The organism is Streptomyces sp. NPDC034103, from assembly GCF_055575395.1.
The window spans coordinates 126,872-150,007 of sequence record NZ_JBVISS010000014.1 but is presented as its reverse complement, the minus strand read 5'-3'; the positions used below and the strand labels follow the sequence as shown (position 1 = coordinate 150,007).

The window sequence follows — 23,136 nt, the reverse complement described above, 5'->3', positions numbered from 1 at the left end:
CAGCCGATGTCAGACAGCTCCTCCCTGCCGCCGGTGCGGCTGCACCCCGAAGCGGAGCTGGCGCGGGACGCGCTGTCCACGCCCCTGCTGTCCCGGGCCGCCAAGCTCGCCCGCTGGGCCGGACCCGACACCCGCGTCGACGCCGGCGGCGGGCTCGTCGAGGAGCAGCTGCCCGCCGCCGCCGAGGTGCTCGGCCTGACCGGGGACGACGCCGCCGCGTACGCGAGCGAGGCCTGGCGGGTCGCCGTCGACACCGGGCTCGTCGCCCTCACCGACGAGGACGAGGGCAGCGTCACCCCGGGCGAGGACCTCGCCCTGCTGACCGGCGGCACCCCGCACGACGTGCTCGCCGTGTGGCAGGCGGCCCTGGAGACGGTGCTGGCCGACGCGAGCGTGCCCGACCTCGACGACCTGGTCGGGGCCATGGACGACGGCGGCGAGATCGACTTCTCCGCCCTCGACTGGGACCCGGAGGCCGAGGCGGAGTTCCTCGACGGGGTGCTCGGCAACCTGTATCTGCTGACCGTCAACGAGGACGGGCCCGGCGAAGGCCCCGTCCCGCTGCCCGCGCTCGCCGCGTCGATGATCGTCCCCAGCGACATGGGGGAGCCCACCAACGACGTCCTGGAGCAGGTCTCCGACGCGATGATGCGCCTGGACGACCAGTTCCGGCTCCTGGAGCCGGTCGGTCTGGTCGAGTACCAGCCCGTCGACGAGGCGCTCATGGCCGACCCCGACGAGGAGCCCGCCGCTCCGGTCGACGACACCGACGTCTCCCGGTACGGCATGGTGCGCCTCACCCCGCTCGGGCTGTACGGGCTGCGGGCCCGGCTGCTGGAGGCCGGGTTCGAGGCACCCGCGGTCGGGGACCTCGCCGACAAGGGCGCCGACGCGCTGCTCGACGGAACCGCCCACTTCCCGCCCGCCGCCGCCCAGGCCGAGACCGAGCAGTGGCTGGCCCGACGCGAACCCCTCGCCGCGGCACGGGAGTTGCTCGCCGCGGCCCGGGGCGGCGACTCGGGCGCCCCGCTGCGCAGGCTGCGTTGCCAGCAGGCCCTGACCCTCGTCGGCGGCACGGCCGAGCCCGCGCTGCGGGAGGTCCTCGACGACCCCGAGCTCGGCGGTCTGGCCCGGGTCTGGCTGACCGAGCAGGGCGCCTCCGACGTACCCCCGCCGTCAGAGGCGCTGATCTTCTGGCTCACCGTCGACACGGTCGCCGCCCAGCTGGCGGCCGAGGGGAACTCCGACGAACTGAGGGCACTGGTTGAGGGACTCGCCCAGCAGCACAGCGGGTTCTTCACCGCCGCCTGGCGGGTGGACCACCCCGCCACCGCGGACGTGCTCGAGGCGATGGGGCGGCTGCACCCCGACAAGAAGGTCGCCAAGGAAGCGCGGAAGGCGGCGTTCAAGGCGCGCTCGCAGCAGGGGGGGTGACGGAAGCCGCGGCTGCGCCTGCGCTGGCGCTGGCTTTGCGGGCGTTGCGGCGGGGGCGGGGGCGGGGGCCGGTGCGGGGCGCTGCGGTCGGTGGTGGTGCGGCGGTCGGCCGGTTGGTGGTGGCGGCGCGGTGGTCGGCCGGGCGGTGGCGGCGCGGTGGGTGTGGTCGCGGCCGGTGACCGGGTGGCGGAGACGGTGGCAGGGCGCGGCTGTCGGTGTCGGCGCGGCCGTCGGTGTCGGCTGGCAGTGTCGGCTCGGTTGTCGACTCGGCTGTCGGCGACCGGTCGTGGCGGTGCGGTCGGTGTGTGGCCCGGGCCGGGGCTTGGGCCGGGGCCGGTGGACATGGGGTCGCGGGGCTGCGCGTGGGGTGGCGTACGGATTCACGGAAGCGGGGCCGAGGGCGTCGCCCTGTGTTCAACCTCCGTTCAGACGTGGGCGGGACGGTGGCGCCGACCCGAGGTCCCCCACCCTCCCAGGCCACACCCACCGTCTCAGGAGACACCATGTCGCTCACCCGCAGGGACTTCGCCAGGAAGTCCGCGATCACCGGTGCCGGGGTCGCCCTCGCCGGCAGCGTCGGCGCCCTCGCCACCGCGCCGAACGCCCTCGCCTCCACCGACACCGAGAGCGAGGCGGACGGCCACGGTCACGGGCACGGCGGCGTCGGCTACGGGCCGCTCGTGCCCGACCCCGACGGCATCCTCGCCCTGCCCGCCGGATTCACGTACCGCGTCATCACCCACAGCGGGAAGACCAGGCTGGAGTCCGGCGAGTACACGCCCTCCAACCACGACGGCACGGCCACGTTCGACGGCCCCCGCGGCACCACCCTCCTCGTCAACAACCACGAGCTGAAGGGCCCGCGCGCCAACTGGCCGCACCCCGTCCCGCTCACCGAGGGCCTCGTCTACGACCCCGCCGCGTCCGGCGGCTGCACCGTCGTCGAGGTGCGCCCCGACGGACGGGTCGCCGAGTGGGTCGGCATCGCCGGCACCTCCACCAACTGCGCGGGCGGGCGCACCCCTTGGGGCACCTGGCTCACCTGCGAGGAGAACTCCGACAAGGCCGGCACGAACGGCATGACCAAGGACCACGGCTACGTCTTCGAGGTCGACCCCATCGACCGCCGCGCCAACCAGAACCCCAAGCCCCTGAAGTTCTTCGGGCGTTACGACCACGAGGCCGTCGTCATCGACCCCAAGCGCGGCCACGCCTACCTCACCGAGGACGCCGCGAACCCCAACGGCCTGCTCTTCCGCTGGACCCCGCCGAAGGGCTTCACTTACGGCCGCGGCACGTTCCGTACCCTCGCCGACGACGCCGGTGTCCTCCAGGCCCCCAAGTGCTTCGACGCCGGCGGCAAGTTCGTCGACGACCTCTCCCGCGCCACGAAGGTCGGCACGGTCTACGGCGTCGACTGGGTCGACGTCCCCGACCGCGACGCCCGGTCCGTCCCCGTCCGCAAGCAGTTCGCCGACGGCGAGATCACCCGCGCCCGCAAGCTGGAGGGCATGTGGTGGGCCGACGGCGGCGCCTACATCGTCTCCTCCTTCGCCCGCGCCGAGAGCCCCGTCCAGCACGACGGCCAGGTCTGGTTCTACGACCCCAGGCGCCGCACCCTGACGCTGAAGGTCCTACTGGGCGTGAACCCCGACCCGTCCAAGGACGGCACCTTCGACGGCCCCGACAACATCACCGTCTCCCCCTACGGCGGCCTCGTCATCGCTGAGGACGGCGAGGGCGTCCAGCACCTCTTCGGTGCCACCGACAGCGGCCGCACCTACCCCATCGCCCGCAACGAACTCAACATCGGCACCGAAGACCAGCCCGAGTACAGCGAGTTCACCGGCGTCACCTTCTCGCCCGACGGGCGGACCCTGTACGCCAACATCCAGACGCCCGGCATCATGCTCGCCATCACCGGCCCCTGGAAGCGCCAGAAGCGCGGCTGATTAATTCGCTCGCCCGTCCCGCGGCTCCCCTCCTAGAGTGATGAATGTCCAGGTGCGAAGGCAGGACCTACTTCCACTCATAATGGGGCGGCCGCGGGTTCGAGTCCCGCCACCGGTACAACATGCCGGTGTAGCTCAGGGGTTAGAGCACCTAATGTCGGTTCCGCCGACCTGAACTCTGGACACCACAACTTCATGCACCTCCCGGTGCGCAGGCCGCGGCTACTTCTTCTCCAAAAAGAATCCGATGCCGCAGCCGACTTGATCTCGGGAGGCGCAGCTCATGGTGGGTGTCCGGTGCGCAGGCGGCGGATACTTCAGGGAACTGGTCCTCCTCGCGGAGGGTGCGGGTTCAAATCCCGTCATCGGCCCAGGGTCGATGTGGCGGAACGAAAGACGCGCCAGTTTATAGTCACCGCAGTCGAATTCGACCTCGGACACCCTCCTTCTGCTGTGCCTCCCTCCGAACCTTCCATGAATTCGGGGGAATTCAGCATGTCGCGATTCAACAGGCGAGCCGCCAAGGCCCAGCCCACTTCCCGCGTGACGTCCACGGGGCGCCTGCTCCGTACCTTCGAGGGCGGCCGAGGCCGGGAGCGGGACAAGCGCTCCGAGCTCTTCCTGCTCGCTGTCGCCAACTTCGTCGCCCAGAAGACCTTCTACGAGACCGGCGACGACCGTGACGCGCGCTTCGCGAAGCTCGTGCGTGAGCTCGCCGTCTCCGATCCCGAGTGGACGGCCGGTCTGCTCGGCTGGCTGCGCGGCGAGGGCAACCTGCGGACGGCCTCGATCGTGGGCGCCGCGGAGTACGTGCACGCCCGGCTGGCGGCCGGTGCCACCGGCGGCCCGTCCAACCGGCAGGTCGTCGACTCCGTGCTGCGCCGGCCGGACGAGCCCGGCGAGCTGCTCGCGTACTGGACGGCGACCTACGGCCGTAACGTGCCCAAGCCCGTCAAGCGCGGCATCGCCGACGCCGTGCGGCGGCTCTACAGCGGCAGGTCGCTGCTGAAGTACGACACCGCGTCCAAGGGCTACCGTTTCGGCGACATCCTCAACCTGGTGCACGCGTCCCCGGACCCCGACAAGCCGTGGCAGGGTGAGCTGTTCCGGTACGCGCTGGACCGCCGGCACAACCCGGACACGGCCGTGCCGCCCGTGTCGAACACCGTGCTGACCGCGCACCGCGAGCTGATGGCGCTGCCCGTCGAGCGGCGGCGTGCGGTCGTCACCTCCGAGGGCGGTGCCGAGCGGCTCGCGGCGGCCGGGATGACGTGGGAGGCGCTGGCCGGCTGGCTCCAGGGCCCGATGGACAAGGCGGCCTGGGAGGCCGTGATCCCGTCCATGGGTGCCATGGCGCTCGTCCGCAACCTGCGCAACTTCGACCAGGCCGGGGTCTGCGACGAGGTCGCGGCCCAGGTGGCGGCACGGATCAGTGACCCGGCCGAGGTCGTACGGTCGCGGCAGTTCCCCTTCCGGTACCTCGCCGCGTACCAGCACGCGCCCTCGCTGCGCTGGGCGTACCCGCTGGAGCAGGCGCTCGGCCACTCGCTGGCCAACGTGCCCGCGCTGCCGGGGCGGACGCTGGTCCTCGTCGACCGCTCGGGCTCGATGTGGGCGCGGCTGTCGGACCGCTCGGAGCTGAACCGGGCGGACGCCGCGGCGATCTTCGGCACGGCGCTGGCGCTGCGGGCCGAGCGGGCGGACCTCGTCGAGTTCGGCACCACGAGCCGGAACCTGCCGTACGACAAGGGCGAATCGGTGCTGAAGATCCTGGGCCGCTTCGGCGACCTGGGCGGCACCGACACCACCTCGGCGGTGCGGGCGCACTACCGGGGGCAGGACCGGGTGCTGATCGTCACCGACGAGCAGTACGCCTTCAACCGGCACGGCGACCCGACCCAGCAGGTCCCGGCCCATGTCCCGGTCTACACCTGGAACCTGGCCGGCTACCGAGCGGGTCACGGCCCGTCCGGCAAGGCGAACCGGCACACCTTCGGCGGCCTCACGGACGCGGCGTTCCGGATGGCTCCGCTGCTGGAGAGCGCCCGCGACGCCGACTGGCCCTGGGCCGTCTGAGCCCTGACGAGCGTGGCCCGCACTTTCACGGGGAGTGCGGGCCACACCCCTGAGCGGCGCCTGCCGTTTCCGCCTGGCTGCCCGCCCGGGCCCGGGCGGCCGGTCGGCGCCGCACGGGAACGGCACGCTGTTCTGGATCCTGGCGGGTCCGGCCCGCGGGAACCGGGCCGGACCCCTGACGGCTACAGCGCCTGGGCGGCCGGCTTCACCATGCCGCGTACCGTGCGCGACTTCACGAAGTCACCCATCGCCGTCATCTCCCACTCGCCGGAGAACTGCTTGATCAGCTTGGCCATCATCACGCCGGTCTGGGGCTCGGCGCTGGTGAGGTCGAAACGGACGAGCTCCTCGCCGGTGGTGCCGTCCAGCAGCCGGCAGTAGGCCTTGGCGACCTCGGTGAACTTCTGCCCGGAGAAGGAGTTGACCGTGAAGACCAGACCGGTGACCTCCTGCGGCAGCTGCCCGAGGTCCACGGTGATCACCTCGTCGTCGCCGCCGCCCTCGCCGGTGAGGTTGTCACCGGAGTGCCGGATGGCGCCGCCGACGATCTGGAGCTTGCCGAAGTAGCAGCTGTCGACGTGGTTGCGCTGCGGGCCGTACGCGATGACCGAGGCGTCCAGGTCGATGTCCTTGCCGCGGTACGCCGGCTCCCAGCCGAGGCCCATCTTCACCGAGGAGAGCAGCGGGCGGCCGCCCTTGACCAGCGAGACGGTCTGGTTCTTCTGGAGGCTGACGCGGCCCTTGTCGAGGTTGATCTTCCCGGTGCCGGGCGCCTGCGCGGGCGGCGGCGGGGGCGTGGTCACCGGCGGGGCGACCGGCTGGGCCGGGGCGACGGGCTGGGGCGAGGCGACGGGCTGGGCCGGGGCGACCGGCTGGGGCGGGGCGACGGGCGCCGGGGCGGGCTCCTCCACGCTCACGCCGAAGTCGGTGGCGATGCCGGCCAGGCCGTTGGCGTACCCCTGGCCGACCGCGCGGGCCTTCCACGCGCCGTTGCGCAGGTAGATCTCCACGACCACCAGGGCGGTCTCGGCCCCGAGCTGCGGGGGCGTGAAGGTGGCCATGACGGAGTTGTCGTCGGCGCTGCGGATCGTCGCCGTCGGTTCGATGCCCTGGAAGGTCTGGCCGGCGGCGTCCGGGCTGGCGGTGACGACGATCTTCTCGATGCCGGGCGGGAGCGCGGCGGTGTCGACCACGATCGCGTCGGGGGCGGAGCCACCGCCCGCGCGATACGTCACGCCCTGGCCGTTGGGCTGGTTGTAGAAGATGAAGTCGTCGTCCGAGCGCACCTTGCCGTCGGCGGTGAGCAGCAGGCCCGATACGTCGAGCCGCACCGGAGCGGCGACGTCCACTGTCACGCGCGCGGCGGAGAGAGGGATGTTCGAGCCGGGGGTCATAGCTGTCATGCCGGGTGAACGATCGAGCCCGCTTTGCCGTTCCCTTACCTGCGAGCGATCGGGTCAGCGGCGGTTTCTGGGGTGGTTGCGGGCGGTGCGTTCGTTGCCGCGCTTGTAGTTCCCGGTCCAGCGGGCCATGACGAGCTGGGGGTCGGAGGACGATTCGACCTCGGCGAGGAACTGGGCCGCTCGGGGGCCGTGGAGGGTGGTGGCGGGGCGGTGGTGGTGGGTGATGTGGACGGTTCCGTTGGTGTGGGCCTCGTAGTGGAATCCCTGGGGGCTTGGCATGCGGGGATGGTAGGGGGCCGGTGGGGGCGGGCCCCAATGGTTTTCGCCCCCGCCGCCCCTACCCGTCCCGTCCTCGGGGGCTGCCGCCCCCGGACCCCCGCATCGGCCCTGAACGGGCCTCGTCCTCAAGCGCCGGACGGGCTGAGTTTGCCTGGGCCTGCGTCGAGAGGCGATGCCCCCGCAGGAGCTGAGCTTGATTCAGCCTCTCCGGCGTTTGAGGAGCGGGGGTCCAGGGGGCAGCGCCCCCTGGGAGCGGGAGCGGGAGCGGGAGCGGGGGTGAAGGGGCGGTAGCCCCTGGGGATGGGAACGGGTAAGGGCGGCGGGGGCGAGGAAAAGGCCTACGGCACGACCACGATCTTCCTGCCCACGCCCGCCGCGAACTGGTCCAGTGCCTCCGGGTACCGCTCCAGCGGGACGCGGTCGCTGATGAGGATCTCCGGGTCCAGGACACCGTTGGCGAAGAGTTCCGCCGCGCGTTCGAAGCTGTGGAGGACAGCCATGGAGCCGGTGATGGTGATCTCCTGGTTGTAGATGCGGTACGGGTCGATCGTGACCCGGGTCGCGTAGTCCGCCACGCCGAACTGGAGGAACGTGCCGGCCTTCGCCACCCGCTCCAGGCCGTCCTGGATCGCCGCCCCGTTCCCCGTCGCGTCGACCACCACGTCCCAGCCCCGCGGACGGTCCAGCTCGTCCGCGTTCACCGCCGCCGCCGAGACCCCCAGCCGACGGGCCGTCTCCAGACGGGTCGGGTTCACGTCCACCACGTCCACGCTCGCCGCGCCGGTCCGCTTCGCCAGCTCCAGCATCATCAGACCCATCGTCCCGGAGCCGTAGATCAGGACGTGCGCGCCGAGACGGGAGCGCAGGACGTCGTAGCCGCGTACCGCGCAGGACAGGGGCTCCACCAGGGCCGCGTCCTGGGTGCGGACGTGCTCGGGGAGCCGTACGCAGTTCGCCACCGGCGCGACCGCGTACCGCGCCGCGCCCCCGGCCGTGGTCACGCCGATCGCGGCCCAGCGTTCACAGAGGTTGTTGTGGCCGGTACGACAGTGGCGGCACTCGTGGCAGTACAGGGACGGGTCGACGGCCACCCGGTCGCCCACCGACAGTTCCGTCACCTGGGTGCCGACGCCGACCACCTCGCCCGCGAACTCGTGTCCCGGCACGATCGGCAGCTTCGGCGCGAACTCGCCCTGGAGGATGTGCAGATCGGTGCCGCACAGGCCGCAGGCCGCGACCTCCACCACCACCTCGCGCGGCCCCGGCGTCGGGTCCGGGACCTCGGTGACCACTGCCCTGCCGACGGACTCGATGACGGCGGCCCTCATTTCACGGCTCCCAAGGACAGGCCCTGGACGAGTTTGTCCTGGGCGGCGAACCCCGCGGCGAGCACCGGCAGGGAGATGACGAGCGAAGCGGCGCACACCTTCGCCAGGAACAGGCCCTGGCTGGTGATGAAGCCGGTCAGGAAGACGGGGGCGGTCTCCGCGACGACCCCCGTCAGGACCCGGGCGAACAGCAGTTCGTTCCAGCTGAAGATGAAGCAGATCAGGGCGGTCGCGGCGATGCCCGGCAGGGCTATCGGGGCCACCACGCGTGCCAGGATCGTCGGCAGGCGTGCCCCGTCCACCCGGGCCGCCTCGATGATCGCCACCGGCACCTCGGCGAGGAAGGACTGCATCATCCACACCGCGATCGGCAGGTTCATGGAGGTGTAGAGGATGACCAGGAGCCAGATGTTGTCGAGCATCCCGGTGTTCTTGGCGAACAGGTAGATCGGCAGCAGGCCCGCCACCACCGGCAGCATCTTGGTCGACAGGAAGAAGAACAGGACGTCCGTCCACTTCCTCACCGGACGGATCGACAGCGCGTACGCCGCGGGCAGGGCCAGCAGCAGCACCAACAGCGTCGACGCCACCGATGCCACGGTCGAGTTGATCAGCGCGGGCCAGGGGCTCGCGCCGCCGCCCGTGCCGAAGAACTCACGGTAGCCGTCGAGGGTCAGGGCGGCCCCGAAGGAGGGCGGGTTGGTCGCCGCGTCCGCCTCGGAGTGGAAGGACGTCAGGGCCATCCACGCGATGGGGAGGAAGAACACCACCCCCAGCAGCCAGGCCAGCAGACCCAGGCCAACGCCCTTGCGGCGCACGGTCGTTGTGCTCATGCGCGACCCGCCTCCTCACGGAACAGTGACGACACCACGCGCAGGGCGAAGGTCGCGATGACGATCGAGCCGATGACCACCAGGACGCCCGCGGCCGAGGCGAGGCCGTTCTCGTGGGCCTGGTAGAAGCTCTGGTAGACGGTGTAGGGGAGGTTGGCGGTGCCCAGGCCGCCGGAGGTGATCGTGAAGACCGCGTCGAAGTTCTGGACGATGTAGATCGAGCCCAGCAGGGCGCCCAGTTCGAGGTAGCGGCGCAGGTGGGGGAGGGTGAGGTGGCGGAAGATCTGCCAGTCGCTCGCGCCGTCCACCTTCGCCGCCTCGATCTGCTGGGGGTCGCGGCTCTGCAAGCCGGCCAGCAGGATCAGCATCATGAACGGGGTCCACTGCCAGACGAGCGAGGCCTCCACCGCCAGGAGCGGGGTGCGGGAGATCCAGTCGGGTTGTGGGCCGCCCACATAGTGCAACAACCCGTTGAGCAGGCCGTATTCAGGGTTGTAGAGCACGTGCTTCCAGAGCAGCGCCGCCGCCACGGGGACCACGAGGAAGGGGGCGATCAGGAGGGTGCGGACCACCCCGCGGCCACGGAAGCGGCGGTCCAGCAGGAGCGCGAGGACCAGGCCGAGGACCAGGCTGACCAGGACCACGGTCGCCGTCAGCAGGACGGTCGTCCCCACGGAGTGGCGCAGGTCGGCGTCGGTGAGGACCTGGCGGTAGTTGTCGACGCCGGTGAAGCGGCGGGCGTCGGGGTAGAGGGCGTTCCAGTCGAAGAAGGAGATCACCAGCGTGGCCACGAACGGGAGTTGGGTGACCACGATCATGAAGATCAGGGCGGGCAGGAGCGGGGCGCGGGTGGCCCAGGTGCGCAGGCGGGCCGACGGGGGGCGGGCGGTGCGCAGGGGGGTCGCGGCCACGGGGGCCGTCGTGGTCGCTGTCATCGTCCCTCGTACTCCTCGGAGATCTTCTCGGCGAGCCGCTGGGACTTCTCCAGCGCCGACTCCACGGACTGGCGGCCGGCGATGGCCGCGCTGATCTCCTGGGAGACCTTGGTGCCGAGATCGGTGAACTCGGGGATGCCGACGAACTGGATGCCGGGCGCGGGGCGCGGCTGCACCCCCGGGTTGTCGGGCCGGGCGCCCTCGATGGCCTCCCTGGTCATCTCCTGGAACGCGGCGGCTTCCTTGACGTAGGCGGGGTTGGCGTACGTCGACGCGCGCTTGCCGGCCGGGACGTTGGACCAGCCGATCTCGTCGCCGACCAGCTGCTCGTACTCCTTGCCGGAGGCCCAGGAGACGAACTTCCAGGCCTTGTCGGCGTTGCGGGAGGCGTCCTGGATCCCCCAGGCCCAGGTGTAGAGCCAGCCGGAGGACCTGGTCTCCTCGACGGGGGCGGGCGCGTAGCCGATCCTGCCCTTGACGGGGGAGCCCTTCGCCTCCAGGGAACCGGCGGCGCTCGTGGCGTCGTACCACATCGCGACCTTGCCCTGCGTCATGTTGTTCAGGCACTCGGCGAAGCCCGACTGGGGCGCTCCCGACTCGCCGTGTTCACGGACGAGGCCGACGTAGAACTCGGTCGCCCTCTGCCAGGCGGGGGAGTCGAGCCGGGCCTTCCAGTCCTTGTCGAACCAGGTGCCGCCGAAGGTGTTCACGACGGTCGTCAGGGGGGCCATCACCTCGCCCCAACCCGGCAGTCCGCGCAGACAGATGCCCTTCATGCCGGGCTCGGCGCCGTCCAGCTTCGCGGCCAGGTCGGCGACCTGGGTCCAGGTGGGGTGGGCCGGCATGGTCAGACCGGCCTGGGCGAACACGTCCTTGCGGTACATCAGGAAGGACGACTCGCCGTAGAAGGGCTGGCCGTAGAGCTTGCCGTCGTCGCCGGTCAGGGACTGGCGCATGGGCCTCAGAACGTCCTGTTCGTCGTACGCCGGGTCCTTCGCGACGTAGGAGTCCATCTCGCGCAGCCAGCCGTTGCGGGCGTAGATCGGTATCTCGTAGTTGGAGAGGGTGGCGACGTCGTACTGGCCCGCCTGGTTGGCGAAGTCCTGGCTGATCTTGTCGCGGACGTCGTTCTCGGGCAGCACGGTGAAGTTGACCTCGATGCCGGTCTCTTCGGTGAAGCGGGGGGCGAGCTTCTGCAGCTCGGTCATCTGGGGGTTGTTGACCATCAGGACGTTGATGGCGTCGCCGCCCGACCCCGCCCCGCCGGCCCCGGCCCAGCAGCCGGAGAGCAGCGGGGCGAGCAGCGTCCCTGCGGCGGCCAGGGCGAGCCTCGCTCGCGGTGGCCGTCGTCGGCTCTGGGTTCGCATGGATCGCTCCTGGACGTATGGGGAGATTCAGGGCGCCCGTCTGGCAAGGGGGTGCCCTCGGTTGGACTTCTGGACTTCGGGGGACCGGGTGGGTTGGAAAATCAGACTCGGATGACCTGGGGGCCGAGCAGGGAGTAGCGGTGTGCTTCCGCCGAGGGCAGCAGCGTGCTCGTGACGATCGTCTCCAACACGCCGATCTCCGCGAACCGGCAGAAGCTGACCGCCCCGAACTTGGTGTGGACGCCCACGAACACCGTGCGGCGCGCGGCCCGGATCGCCTGCGCCTTCACCTCGCTGACCGCGGGGTCGGGGGTGGTGAGGCCGTGTTCACGGGAGATGCCGTTGGCGCCGATGTAGGCGAGGTCGATGACGAAACCGGCCAGCATCTTCGTCGTCCAGTGGTCGACGGTGGCCAGGGTGCCCGAGCGGACCCGGCCGCCGAGGAGGAGGACGCTGGTGTTCGGGGCCTCGGCGAGGGCGCCCGCGACCGGGAGGGAGGCGGTGACCACGGTCAGGGGGCGGTCCCTGGGCAGGGCCTCGGCGATGAGCTGGGGGGTGAAGCCCTCGTCGACGAAGACCGTCTCGGCGTCGGCGAGCAACTCGGCCGCGGCGGTGGCGATCCGGCGTTTCTCGGGGACGTGGCTGGTGGCGCGGAAGGCGAGTGTCGTCTCGAAGCCGGCGCTCTCCACGGGGTAGGCGCCGCCATGGGTGCGGCGGATCAGGCCGTGGTCCTCCAGGGCGCGCAGGTCTCGGCGCACGGTTTCCTTCGCCACGCCGAGCTGGGTGGCGAGCGTGTTGACGTCCACGGCGCCTGTGGTGCGGGCGGCCCGCACGATGTGCCGCTGGCGGTCCTCTGCGGTGCCGGTCATGTCACCCGCCTTCCCCGGTGGTACTGCCCGTTCGGGCCTTATGGAGGAAGTTCTACAGCGGGTGAGTGGCGGTGACCAGGTCTGTTACGGCGGCGATCGTGACCGGGTGTGCCCGTTCGGGCGGAGCGGGCCTACGGGCTCGGAGGGTGCGGCTGTGTGGCGGCCGCGGGCTCGTCGTGGCTGGTCGCGCAGTTCCCCGCGCCCCTGGACGTGGCGCCGCGCGCCACGATCCACGGCGCCCGCGATGCCCGTATCGACCCGCGGGCCGGTCCGTTCTGTGACCGTCAGTGCGGCCAGATCGGCGGGTCGCTCACGAAGTGGCCGCCCAGGTTGGCGTGGGCGATGTCGTCGGGGTCCAGCTCGCCCTGTTCGGCGATCAGCTTCTCGGCATAGGGCTCGGAGTCGTCCTGCGGGTCGTAGCCGAGCGCCCTGGCGGTGCTCAGGTCCCACCACAGGCGGGTGTTGGCGGAGGAGCCGTAGACGACGGTGTGCTGGACGTCCTCGGCGGTCAGCGCCGCGTGCAGGAGCCGGGCGCCGTCGGCGGGGCTCATCCAGACCGACAGCATGCGCACGCTGGTGGGCTCCGGGAAGCAGGAGCCGATGCGCACCGACACCGTCTCCAGGCCGTGCTTGTCCCAGTAGAGCTGGGCCAGGTCCTCGCCGAAGCACTTGGACAGGCCGTAGAAGGTGTCCGGGCGGCGCGGGGTGTCGATCGGGATCAGCGGCTCGTCGCCCTGGGGGCGCGGGGTGAAGCCCACCGCGTGGTTGGAGGAGGCGAAGACGATCCGCGGCACGCCCTCCTCGCGGGCGGCCTCGTACAGGTGGTAGGTGCCCTCGATGTTCGCCTTGAGGATCTTGTCGAAGGAAGCTTCCAGGGAGATGCCCGCGAGGTGGATGATCGCGTCGACACCCCGTACGGCCTCGCGCACGGCCTCCCGGTCGGCGAGGTCGGCGACGATCGCGTCCGGCTCGCCCTCGATGGGGACCAGGTCGAGCAGGCGCAGCTCGTAGCCGTACGCGGGCAGCAGCTCCCGCATCAGGGTGCCGACCCCGCCGGCGGCGCCGGTGAGCAGAACGGTGCGGGGCGCTGGCATCCTCGGTTCTCCTTGGGGCTGCGGGGGAGGGGCGGTGGCGATCGACGAGCGGCCGACGGCCGCAAGGGCGCACGGCATTCACATTCATGGACAAGTTAAGGATCAGTGCGCGGCCTCGTCAAGGGTGCGGCCTTGACAAGGGTGGTGCGACCGCTGTTCATAACCATAAACTTCAATCAGAATCCCGTACGCTTTCGCTGTCCGCACGCATCCGTTCCTCGTCCCAGGGAGAGCCCGTGACGTCTGCCGACCTCGCCACCCGACTCGGCATCCCCAGCGGCCCGTTGTTCTTCCCCGTCACCGCCTACGCCCCCGACGGCTCCGTCGACCTCGACACCTATCGCGCGCACGTCCGGCGCGGCGTCGACGCCGGGGCCGCCGCGGTCTTCGCCTGCTGCGGCACCGGGGAGTTCCACGCGCTGGCACCGGAGGAGTTCGAGGCCTGCGTCCGAGCGGCCGTGGCGGAGACGGCCGGGCGGGTCCCGGTCGTCGCGGGCACCGGGTACGGCACCGCGCTCGCCGTGCGGTACGCGCGGCTGGCGGAGGCGGCCGGGGCGGACGGACTGCTCGCGCTGCCGCCGTACCTCGTGATCGCCGGGCAGGAGGGGCTGCTGCGGCACTACCGGGAGATCGCCGCCGCCACCGCGCTGCCCGTCATCGTCTACCAGCGCGACAACGCCGTGTTCACGCCGCGGACGGTGGTCGAGCTGGCCCGCACCGACGGGATCATCGGGCTCAAGGACGGCCTCGGCGACCTGGACCTCGTGCAGCGGATCGTCAGCGCCGTGCGCACCGACGTCCCGGGCGACTTCCTCTACTTCAACGGGCTCCCGACCGCCGAGCAGACCCAGCTCGCCTACCGTGCCGTCGGCGTCCCGCTCTACTCCTCCGCGGTGTTCTGCTTCGCCCCGGAGATCGCCCTCGCCTTCCACCGGGCGCTGGAGACGGGCGACACGGCGACCGCCGAGCGACTCCTGGACGGCTTCTACCGCCCGTTCGTCGAACTGCGCGCCGAGGGCCGCGGGTACGCCGTCTCCCTGGTCAAGGCCGGTGTACGGCTGCGCGGGCTCGACGTGGGGGAGGTCCGGCCGCCGCTGCACGAGCCGACCGAGGACCATGTGAAGCGGCTCGCGGGGATCATCGACCGCGGTTACGCGTTGCTGGAGGAGGGCGCGCGGACGGCGCCGCGGGAAGAGGGCGCCCAGGTGGGGGCGCCGTCGGAAGGCGGCACCCGGACGGCGGCGCCGCTGGAGGAGGGCACCAAGTGAAGGCGTCGACATTCGTCTACCCCTGGGACGTCAACGGGGACCCCGAGGCCGCCGCGCGCATCGCCTCCCTCGGTGTGCGGCAGGTGACGCTCGCCGCCGCCTACCACTCCACGCGCGCGTTGACGCCCCGCCACCCGCGGCGCCGCATCGTCACCGCCGAGCACGCGTCCGTGCTGTACCCCACCGACGACCGCTGGCAGGGACGGGAGCTGCGCCCCTACGCGGCCGGTGACTGGGCCCCGGGCGACGCGTTCGGCGAGGCGGCGGCGGCGCTGACGGAGGCGGGCCTGGAGGTGCACTCCTGGGTGGTCCTCGCCCACAACTCCCGCCTGGGCGCCGAACACCCGGACACCTCCGTCGTCAACGCCTACGGCGACCGCTACCCCTGGGCCCCCTGCATCGCCCAGCCCGCCACGCGCGCGTACCTCGTCGACCTGGCCGCCGAGGCGGCGGTACGGCCGGGCGCGCGCGGCACCGAACTGGAGTCCCTCGGCTGGTACGGCCTTCAGCATCTGCACGCCCACGACAAGACCGGCGGCGTCGGTCTCGGCGACGCCGGGATGTACCTGATGGCGCTCTGCTTCTGCGCGGTCTGCCGCGAGGGATACGCCGCCCAGGGCCTGGACGCCGACGCGCTCGCGGCCGCCGTACGGCGGGCCCTGGAGCCGCTGTGGCAGGGCGCGCCGGACGACGGGGGCTGGGCCGGCGTCGAGAAGCTGCTCGGTTCGCAGAACGCGGCGGCCACGCGCGCGTGGCGCGACGGGAGCGCCCGCACCCTCCAGGAGGCGGCGGTCGGGGCGGTGCGCGCGGCGGCCCCGGAGGGCTTCCAGATCCTGCTGCACGCCGACCCGGTGACCTACCACGTCGGCGCCAACCCGGGCGTGGACCCCGCGCACATCCTGTCCGTGGCGGACGGCGTGGTCGTGCCGTGCGCGGGCGGGCCGGGCCTGCTGACGCCGTTCGCCGAGCAGGGCCGTGAGGGCGCGGTGATCGCCGCCAACTTCGGCGTGGTCTCCGGGATGGGCGGCAGCCCCGGCACCCTCGCGGCGGACGCGGCACGCGCGCGTGAGCTGGGCGCCACCGAAATGCGGCTCTACCACGCGGGGCTGGCGTCGGACGGCGACCTGGAGAGGGTCCGCGAGGCTCTCGCCGGCCTCTGAGAGGGCGGGACGGCGCCTCAGGGGGCGCGCGGGGCCGACGGCTTCCCCTGCGCGTTCCCTGCGGCTTCCCTGCGGCTTCCCTGTGGCGACGAGTCTTCCGTACGCCGATGAGTTCCGGGGTCGCCGTCGGTCCATCTTCCGAAGGGCACCCACCCCGACGGGTGCCTGTCCCGGAGGAGCGCGCATGACTCTCGACCTCGGCCCTCAGACCCGCATCGTGGCGCGCCTCGCGCAGGCCGTGCGGGACGAGCAGCTGGCGGACCCCACCCCCTGCCCGGACCTGGCGGTCCGCAATCTGCTGGGCCACCTGCTGGGCCTGACCGTCGCCTTCCGCGACGCCGCCCGCAAGGACCTCGGGCCGACGACCGACACCGACCCGGCGTCGGCCGTGCCGGACATCGGTCCCGGATGGCGCGAGGAACTGCCCAAGGTCCTCGACGAACTCGCCGAGGCCTGGCGGGCACCGGACGCGTGGACCGGGATGACCCGGGCGGGCGGGGTCGACCTGCCCGGCGAGGTCGCCGCCGCCGTCGCGGTCGACGAACTGGTCGTCCACGCCTGGGACCTGGCCCGCGCGACCGGCCTCCCGTACGAACCGGACCCGGCGGCCCTGGAGGCCGCGTACGACTTCCTCCTCGCGGCCACCAAGGACGACGAGTGCGGCGGCGGCATCTTCGGTCCCGTGGTGCCGGTGCCGGAGGGCGCGCCGCTGCTGGACCGGGCGATCGGGCTGAGCGGGCGCGACCCGGGGTGGCGGCGACCGTAGGCGCAGCTGGTATTCAGAGGCGCCGCGGGGAGCGGGCACCTACGCTCCCCGCATGTCTCTCACCCTCACCGTCCTCGGTACCGCCTCTCCGCACCCCGGCCCGGACACGCCCTCCTCCGGCTATCTGCTGCGGGGCGGCGGCGCCGAGGTGTGGGTGGACGCCGGGTTCGGGACCTTCGCGGAGTTGCGGCGGCACACCGATCCGGCGAGGCTCGGCGCGATCTGGATCTCGCATCTGCACGCCGATCACAGCGCCGATCTGCTCGCCGCCGTCTACGGGTTGGCCTACGGAGGGCTCACCCCGCCGAGGCCCGTCCCCGTGTACGCGCCCGCCGGGTGCGACCGGCGTCTGGCCGGGTTCTTCGGGCGGCCCGACACCGGTTTCCTGAGCGGCGTCCTCGACTTCCGGACCCTGTACGACGGCCACGTCGTCCGGCACGGCGATCTCATCCTCACCTCCCGTGCCGTCGCCCACGACGTCGAGGCGTACGCGCTGCGCGCCGAGAGCGCCGGCCGCGTCCTCGCGTACTCCGGGGACAGCGGGCCCTGTGCCGCCCTCACCGAACTCGCCCGCGACGCCGACCTGTTCCTGTGCGAGGCCGACATCGACGCACATCGCGAAGGTGAACAGGTTCACCTCACCCCCGAGGACGCCGGTGAGACGGCCCGCCGCGCAGGGGTCGGCCGCCTTCTCGTCACCCACGTCGGCCCCACCCTCACCCCCGAGGACGCCACCGTGCGCGCCGCCTCCGTCTTCGGCGGCCCCACCGCCACCGCCCGCGTCCGTGAGACGCACGCCGTCTGACGGCAACGTCAACTTCTTCTGTCAGAAGCATTGACGGAACACGGCCCCCCTCCTAGGTTCAACGCGTCGTACTTCGTACGTCATATATGAGACGCGATACGCGAGATCTCATACGCGAGATACGCCCGCGAAGATCCGAGAGGCGCGCATGACCTCTGTGCCCACGCCGATCCCCTCCCGCACGCAGTTCGTGCTGGAGGAGATCAAACGCCGCATCCTCACCGGCCAGTTGACGCCGGGGCAGGCTCTGGTCGAGACCGAGCTCGCCGCACAGTTCGGGGTGTCCAAGACTCCGGTGCGCGAGGCGCTCAAGACCCTGGCCGGCACCGGGCTCGTCGTGATGAACCAGTACAAGGGCGTCACGGTGCGCATGGTGGACGCGGACATGGCGCGCGAGGTCTACGACGTCCGGCTCCTCCTCGAACCCGAGGCCCTGAAGCGGGCGGTGAAGCGCGGCGCCTCCCTCGACGAGGCCCGCGAAGCGCTCACCCGCGCCGACGGGGCGACCGACACCGCCGAACGCTCCCTGGCCAACCGGGAGTTCCACCGCGCCCTGTACCTGCCGTGCGGCAACCCGCTGCTCGGCCGGATGCTCGACGAGGTCCGCGACCAGGCGGCGCTGGTCTCCGCGGTCGCCTGGGCTGCCTCGCCGTCCTGGGAGCGGGAGGCCGGTGAGCACCGGGAGATCCTGCGGCTCGCCCTCGCCGGTGACGCCGACGGCGCGGCCCGCGCCCTCCACGCGCACATCGCGTCGTTCGTGCAACGGGCCTTCCCGGACGCCGGGTCCGAGCCCCAGGGAGAGGACGGTCAGGCATGACAACGACGTTCGAGACCCAGCGGGCGGCCCTGGCCGACGTGGTCGCGATCCCGGTGACACCGTTCGCCGAGGACGGCACCGTCGACCAGGACACCCACCGGGCCCTGCTGCGTCGTCTCCTCGACGGTGGGATCACGACCCTCACCCCCAACGGGAACACCGGCGAGTTCTACGCCCTGACCCCCCAGGAACGGCAGCTCGTCACCGAGTTGACGGTCGACGAGGCCGGCGACCGCGCCGGGATCCTCGTCGGGGTCGGCCACGACGTGCCGACGGCCGTCGCCACCGCCCGGCACGCCCGGGAGCTGGGCGCGCAGATGGTGATGGTCCACCAGCCCGTCCACCCGTACGTCTCCCAGGCCGGCTGGGTCGACTACCACCGCGCGATCGCCGAGGCCGTGCCCGAGCTGGGCGTCGTGCCGTACATCCGCAACGCGCAGCTCGTCGGCGCCCGCCTCGCCGAACTCGCCGACCACTGCCCGAACGTCATCGGCGTGAAGTACGCCGTGCCGGACGCCGCGCGGTTCGCCGCCTTCGCCCGGGACGCGGGTCTGGAGAGATTCGTCTGGGTCGCCGGGCTCGCCGAGCCCTACGCCCCCTCGTACTTCTCGGCGGGCGCCACCGGCTTCACCTCGGGGCTGGTGAACGTCGCCCCGGCCATCTCGCTGAACATGATCGAGGCGCTCCGGGCCGGGGACTTCGCGGCCGCCATGAAGGTCTGGGAGCAGATCCGCCGCTTCGAGGAGCTGCGGGCCGCCAACGGCTCCGCCAACAACGTCACCGTCGTCAAGGAGGCCCTCGCCTCCCTCGGCCTGTGCCGCCGCGACGTCCGCCCGCCCAGCAAGCCGCTGCCCGAGGACGAACGCGCCGAGGTCGCCGAGATAGCCGCCGGGTGGTCCCTGTGAGCGCACCGAGAAAACGCCCCGAGGAACTGCGCAGCCACCAGTGGTACGGCACCGAGGGCCAGTTGCGCACCTGGTCGCACAACGCCCGGATGCGCCAGCTCGGTTACGAGGCCGAGGAGTACCGGGGGCGCCCGGTGATCGCCGTCCTCAACACCTGGTCCGACATCAACCCCTGCCACGTCCACCTGCGCGAGCGCGCCGAGGCGGTCAAGCGGGGGGTGTGGCAGGCGGGTGGCTTCCCGCTGGAGTTCCCGGTCTCCACCCTCTCGGAGACCTACCAGAAGCCGACCCCGATGCTCTACCGCAACCTCCTCGCGATGGAGACCGAGGAACTGCTGCGGTCGTATCCGATCGACGCGGCGGTCCTGCTCGGCGGCTGTGACAAGTCGACGCCCGCGCTGCTCATGGGCGCGGCCTCCGCCGACGTGGCCTCGATCTTCGTGCCCGCCGGCCCGATGCTGCCGGGACACTGGCGCGGGGAGACTCTCGGGTCCGGCACCGACATGTGGAAGTACTGGGACGAGCACCGCGCGGGCAACCTCACCGACTGCGAACTGCGGGAACTCCAGGGCGGGTTGGCGCGGTCCCCCGGTCACTGCATGACCATGGGCACCGCCTCCACGATGACCGCGGCGGCCGAGGTCCTCGGCATGACCCTGCCGGGCGCGTCCTCGATCCCCGCCGTGGAGTCCGGGCACGAGCGGATGGCCGCCGCCTCCGGGCGCCGGGCCGTGGAGCTGGCCTGGACCGGCCTCAAGCCCTCGGAGATCCTCACCCGGGACGCCTTCGAGGACGCCGTCACCACGGTGCTCGGACTCGGTGGCTCCACCAACGCGGTGATCCATCTGATCGCGATGGCGGGCCGGGCCGGGACCAAGCTCACCCTCGACGACTTCGACCGCGTCGCCCGTACCGTCCCGGTGCTGGCGAACGTGCGGCCCGGCGGACAGACGTACCTCATGGAGGACTTCCACTTCGCCGGCGGACTGCCCGCCTTCCTCTCGCGGATCACCGACCTGCTGCACCTGGACCGGCCGACCGTCAACGGCACGCTGGGGGAGCAGCTCGAAGGTGCCGTCGTGCACGACGACGACGTCATCCGCACCCGTGAGAACCCGGTGGCCGCCGAGGGCGGGGTCGCCGTCCTGCGCGGCAACCTCTGCCCGGACGGCGCCGTCATCAAGCACATCTCCGCCGAGCCGCACCTGCTCAAGCACACCGGTCCCGCCGTCGTCTTCGACGACTACAGGACCATGCAACGCACCATCAACGACGAGTCGTTGAACATCACCGCCGACAGTGTGCTGGTGCTGCGCAACGCGGGACCCAAGGGCGGCCCGGGCATGCCCGAGTACGGCATGCTGCCCATCCCCGACCATCTGCTCAAGCAGGGGGTGCGGGACATGGTCCGGATCTCCGACGCCCGGATGAGCGGCACGAGTTACGGCGCGTGTGTGCTGCACGTCGCCCCCGAGTCGTACATCGGCGGACCGCTCGCCCTGGTCCGCACCGGCGACCGGATCACCCTGGACGTCGAGGCACGCGCTCTCCATCTGCACGTGGACGACGCGGAGTTGGAGCGGCGCAGGGCCGAGTGGACGCCGCCGCCGGTCCGTTACGAACGGGGCTACGGCGCGCTCTACAACGAGCAGATCACGCAGGCCGACACCGGCTGCGACTTCGAGTTCCTCGCCCGCCCGGGCACGGTGGCGGACCCCAACGCGGGCTGAACCACAGCGAACAGCGCACCGGCACGACCAGCACAGCTCTGCACATCGAGAAAGCGCTTCCCGACACCAGGAACGCGTCGGGAACGCACCACGAACGCACCACGCAAGCCGTACGAGAACGGAGAACTGTCATGGCCCAAGCCGCAGCCGTGGCGAAACCGCCCGCGCCACCCCGGCGGCGCCGTGCCTCCGCCACCCCGCGCAGGCTTCCCTACCTGCTGATCGCCCCGGCCGCCCTGCTCATGCTGGGCTTCATCGCCTACCCGGTGATCAGCGTCTTCTACTACAGCCTGCAGAACTACAACCCCACCAAGCCCTGGCGGAACGGGTACGCGGGCTTCGACAACTTCGTCCACGCCTTCACCGAGGACCCGATCTTCTGGGACACGCTGGTCTTCAGTGCCAAGTGGGTCTTCGTCGAGGTCGGCCTCCAGCTGCTGTTCGGTCTCGCGCTGGCGCTCATCGTCAACCAGACCTTCGTGGGCCGCTCGCTGGGCCGGGCGATGGTCTTCTCCCCGTGGGCCGTCTCGGGCGTGCTGACCTCCGCGATCTGGGTCCTGCTCTACAACTCCCAGACGGGCATCACCCGTTACCTCGCCGACATGGGAATCGGCTCCTACGGCACCAGCTGGCTGTCGGACACCTCCACCGTGTTCCCGGCGGCGATCGTCGCCGACCTGTGGCGCGGCGTCCCCTTCTTCGCGATCCTCATCCTCGCCGACCTCCAGTCCGTCTCGAAGGACCTGTACGAGGCCGCCGAGGTCGACGGCGCCGGCAAGATCAAGCAGTTCTGGCACATCACCCTGCCGCACCTGAAGGACGCGATCGTCCTGTCCACGCTGCTGCGCGCGGTCTGGGAGTTCAACAACGTCGACCTGCTCTACACCCTCACCGGCGGCGGACCCGCGGGCGAGACGACGACCCTGCCGCTCTACATCGCCAACACCTCCGTCGACGCCCACAACTTCGGCTACGCGTCGGCCCTGACCACGGTGGCGTTCGTGATCCTGCTCTTCTGCTCGATGGTCTACCTGCGCCTGAGCAAGTTCGGAGGCGACGACAAGTGATCACCAAGGAAGCCACCCCCCTCGCCCCCGCCCCGCAGGCGGCCGAGCCCACGCCGCCCCGGCCGAAGAAGCACCAGCGCTCCTGGGACGAGGTCCCCCGCTGGCACATCTACCTGCCGCTGTCGATCTACCTGCTCTTCACCCTGATCCCGTTCTACTGGATCCTCCTCTTCGCCGTCCGCCCGTCCGGCTCGACCTCACTGGTGCCCTGGCCGATCACCTTCGACCACTTCGAGAAGGTCTGGACGGAACGGCAGTTCGGTACCTACTTCGAGAACAGCGTCTACGTCGGGCTCGCCACCCTGGTGATGACCACCCTCGTCGCGCTGGCCGGCGGGTACGCCCTCGCCCGGTTCAACTTCAAGGTCAAGCGGGCCTTCATGCTCGGCCTGCTGTGCTCCCAGTTCGTGCCGGGCGCGCTGCTGCTGGTGCCGCTGTTCGAGATCTTCGCCGAGCTGAAGATGATCAACTCGCTGACCAGTGTCATCATCGCCGAGACGGTCTTCCAGCTGCCGCTGTCGATCATCCTGATCAGCAACTTCATCAAGAACGTGCCGTACTCCCTGGAGGAGGCGGCCTGGGTGGACGGCTGCAACCGCTTCACCGCGTTCCGGATCGTCGTGCTGCCCCTGCTGCGGCCGGGTCTCATCGCCGTCGGCTCCTTCGCCTTCGTGCACTCCTGGAACCACTTCCTGTTCGCCCTCATGTTCCTCAACAACCAGGACAAGCAGACCATCCCGGTCGGTCTCAACACCCTGATGGGCGCCGACAGCGTCGACTACGGGGCACTCGCCGCGGGCGGCATCATCGCGGCCGTACCCGTCGTGATCGTTTTCGCCTTCATCCAGAAGTGGCTGATCACCGGCTTCAGCGCGGGGGCGGTGAAGGGATGAGCCTCCGTCGGACGACCGTGGCAGGCGGCGCCTCCGGATCGCCGGGCGCCGGAGCCCGAGCCGGAGCGGGCGCTGTCCGCCGCGGCGCGCGGACGGCCAGGCGGGCCGGCGGTCACCGGGCACGCCTGATCACCGACGCCCGCACAGGGACGGTG

20 protein-coding genes are annotated in these 23,136 nt (G+C 71.5%); 12 read left to right on the top strand and 8 right to left on the bottom strand.

Translation table 11 applies throughout. From position 1 onward, the window contains the following. Positions 1-6 precede the first annotated feature (6 nt). The 3 genes from ACZ56U_RS30140 to ACZ56U_RS30130 all read left to right on the top strand — a co-directional run bounded on the left by ACZ56U_RS30140 (position 7) and on the right by ACZ56U_RS30130 (position 5,462). Positions 7-1,434, top strand: a complete 1,428-nt coding sequence (locus ACZ56U_RS30140) for a hypothetical protein (RefSeq protein ID WP_469087119.1) — start codon at positions 7-9, stop codon at positions 1,432-1,434. A 503-nt stretch (positions 1,435-1,937) separates the two neighbouring features. After that, the gene (locus ACZ56U_RS30135) at positions 1,938-3,386 is read left to right on the top strand and encodes an alkaline phosphatase PhoX (protein ID WP_469087118.1); all 1,449 of its coding nucleotides are present in this window, start codon (positions 1,938-1,940) and stop codon (positions 3,384-3,386) included. Between the two features lie 495 nt (positions 3,387-3,881). After that, entirely contained in the window at positions 3,882-5,462 is a 1,581-nt protein-coding gene (locus ACZ56U_RS30130) for a TROVE domain-containing protein (protein ID WP_469087117.1), read from the top strand. Between the two features lie 182 nt (positions 5,463-5,644). On the opposite strand, the gene ACZ56U_RS30125 is transcribed toward ACZ56U_RS30130, so the two are convergent. From ACZ56U_RS30125 to ACZ56U_RS30090, 8 genes are all read right to left on the bottom strand, one after another. Next, positions 5,645-6,856, bottom strand: coding sequence for a TerD family protein (locus tag ACZ56U_RS30125; RefSeq protein WP_469087220.1), 1,212 nt, complete (start codon positions 6,854-6,856; stop codon positions 5,645-5,647). A 63-nt stretch (positions 6,857-6,919) separates the two neighbouring features. Continuing rightward, positions 6,920-7,144 carry a hypothetical protein gene (locus tag ACZ56U_RS30120; protein WP_307032334.1) on the bottom strand — a complete coding sequence of 75 codons (225 nt, stop codon included), beginning with the start codon at positions 7,142-7,144 and terminating at the stop codon, positions 6,920-6,922. A gap of 338 nt (positions 7,145-7,482) precedes the next feature. After that, positions 7,483-8,472, bottom strand: a complete 990-nt coding sequence (locus tag ACZ56U_RS30115) for a zinc-dependent alcohol dehydrogenase family protein (protein WP_469087116.1) — start codon at positions 8,470-8,472, stop codon at positions 7,483-7,485. Further along, positions 8,469-9,305 (bottom strand): carbohydrate ABC transporter permease, encoded by an 837-nt coding sequence (locus tag ACZ56U_RS30110; protein ID WP_469087115.1) that lies wholly within the window; start codon positions 9,303-9,305, stop codon positions 8,469-8,471. Before ACZ56U_RS30110 ends, ACZ56U_RS30115 begins: the two co-directional genes overlap by 4 nt. After that, positions 9,302-10,240 carry a carbohydrate ABC transporter permease gene (locus ACZ56U_RS30105; protein WP_469087114.1) on the bottom strand — a complete coding sequence of 313 codons (939 nt, stop codon included), beginning with the start codon at positions 10,238-10,240 and terminating at the stop codon, positions 9,302-9,304. Before ACZ56U_RS30105 ends, ACZ56U_RS30110 begins: the two co-directional genes overlap by 4 nt. Then, positions 10,237-11,607, bottom strand: coding sequence for an ABC transporter substrate-binding protein (locus tag ACZ56U_RS30100; RefSeq protein WP_469087113.1), 1,371 nt, complete (start codon positions 11,605-11,607; stop codon positions 10,237-10,239). Before ACZ56U_RS30100 ends, ACZ56U_RS30105 begins: the two co-directional genes overlap by 4 nt. Before the next feature lie 101 nt (positions 11,608-11,708). Beyond that, on the bottom strand, positions 11,709-12,476 hold the full coding sequence (locus ACZ56U_RS30095; protein WP_469087112.1) for a DeoR/GlpR family DNA-binding transcription regulator: 768 nt from the start codon (positions 12,474-12,476) through the stop codon (positions 11,709-11,711). Between the two features lie 284 nt (positions 12,477-12,760). After that, positions 12,761-13,570 (bottom strand): NAD-dependent epimerase/dehydratase family protein, encoded by an 810-nt coding sequence (locus ACZ56U_RS30090; protein ID WP_469087111.1) that lies wholly within the window; start codon positions 13,568-13,570, stop codon positions 12,761-12,763. A gap of 236 nt (positions 13,571-13,806) precedes the next feature. On the opposite strand from ACZ56U_RS30090, the gene ACZ56U_RS30085 reads away from it, so the two are divergent. The 9 genes from ACZ56U_RS30085 (at position 13,807) to ACZ56U_RS30045 (ending at position 22,981) form a co-directional block, all read left to right on the top strand. Beyond that, the gene (locus ACZ56U_RS30085) at positions 13,807-14,838 is read left to right on the top strand and encodes a 5-dehydro-4-deoxyglucarate dehydratase (protein WP_469087110.1); all 1,032 of its coding nucleotides are present in this window, start codon (positions 13,807-13,809) and stop codon (positions 14,836-14,838) included. Then, positions 14,835-15,998 carry a hypothetical protein gene (locus ACZ56U_RS30080; protein WP_469087109.1) on the top strand — a complete coding sequence of 388 codons (1,164 nt, stop codon included), beginning with the start codon at positions 14,835-14,837 and terminating at the stop codon, positions 15,996-15,998. Before ACZ56U_RS30085 ends, ACZ56U_RS30080 begins: the two co-directional genes overlap by 4 nt. Positions 15,999-16,182: 184 nt before the next feature. Continuing rightward, positions 16,183-16,764 carry a TIGR03086 family metal-binding protein gene (locus ACZ56U_RS30075; protein WP_469087108.1) on the top strand — a complete coding sequence of 194 codons (582 nt, stop codon included), beginning with the start codon at positions 16,183-16,185 and terminating at the stop codon, positions 16,762-16,764. Positions 16,765-16,816: 52 nt separating this feature from the next. After that, positions 16,817-17,569, top strand: coding sequence for an MBL fold metallo-hydrolase (locus ACZ56U_RS30070; protein WP_469087107.1), 753 nt, complete (start codon positions 16,817-16,819; stop codon positions 17,567-17,569). 148 nt (positions 17,570-17,717) lie between these two features. After that, positions 17,718-18,386: a GntR family transcriptional regulator gene (locus ACZ56U_RS30065; protein ID WP_469087106.1), complete on the top strand. Its 669-nt coding sequence runs from the start codon at positions 17,718-17,720 to the stop codon at positions 18,384-18,386. Beyond that, positions 18,383-19,291, top strand: a complete 909-nt coding sequence (locus tag ACZ56U_RS30060; protein WP_469087105.1) for a dihydrodipicolinate synthase family protein — start codon at positions 18,383-18,385, stop codon at positions 19,289-19,291. The genes ACZ56U_RS30065 and ACZ56U_RS30060 overlap by 4 nt, the downstream gene beginning before the upstream one ends. Beyond that, positions 19,288-21,021, top strand: coding sequence for an L-arabinonate dehydratase (gene araD, locus ACZ56U_RS30055; protein WP_469087104.1), 1,734 nt, complete (start codon positions 19,288-19,290; stop codon positions 21,019-21,021). The genes ACZ56U_RS30060 and araD overlap by 4 nt, the downstream gene beginning before the upstream one ends. Before the next feature lie 131 nt (positions 21,022-21,152). Then, positions 21,153-22,088, top strand: coding sequence for a carbohydrate ABC transporter permease (locus ACZ56U_RS30050; protein WP_469087103.1), 936 nt, complete (start codon positions 21,153-21,155; stop codon positions 22,086-22,088). Further along, a complete protein-coding gene (locus ACZ56U_RS30045; protein ID WP_469087102.1) occupies positions 22,085-22,981 on the top strand; it encodes a carbohydrate ABC transporter permease in 897 nt (298 codons plus the stop codon). The genes ACZ56U_RS30050 and ACZ56U_RS30045 overlap by 4 nt, the downstream gene beginning before the upstream one ends. Positions 22,982-23,136 lie beyond the last annotated feature (155 nt).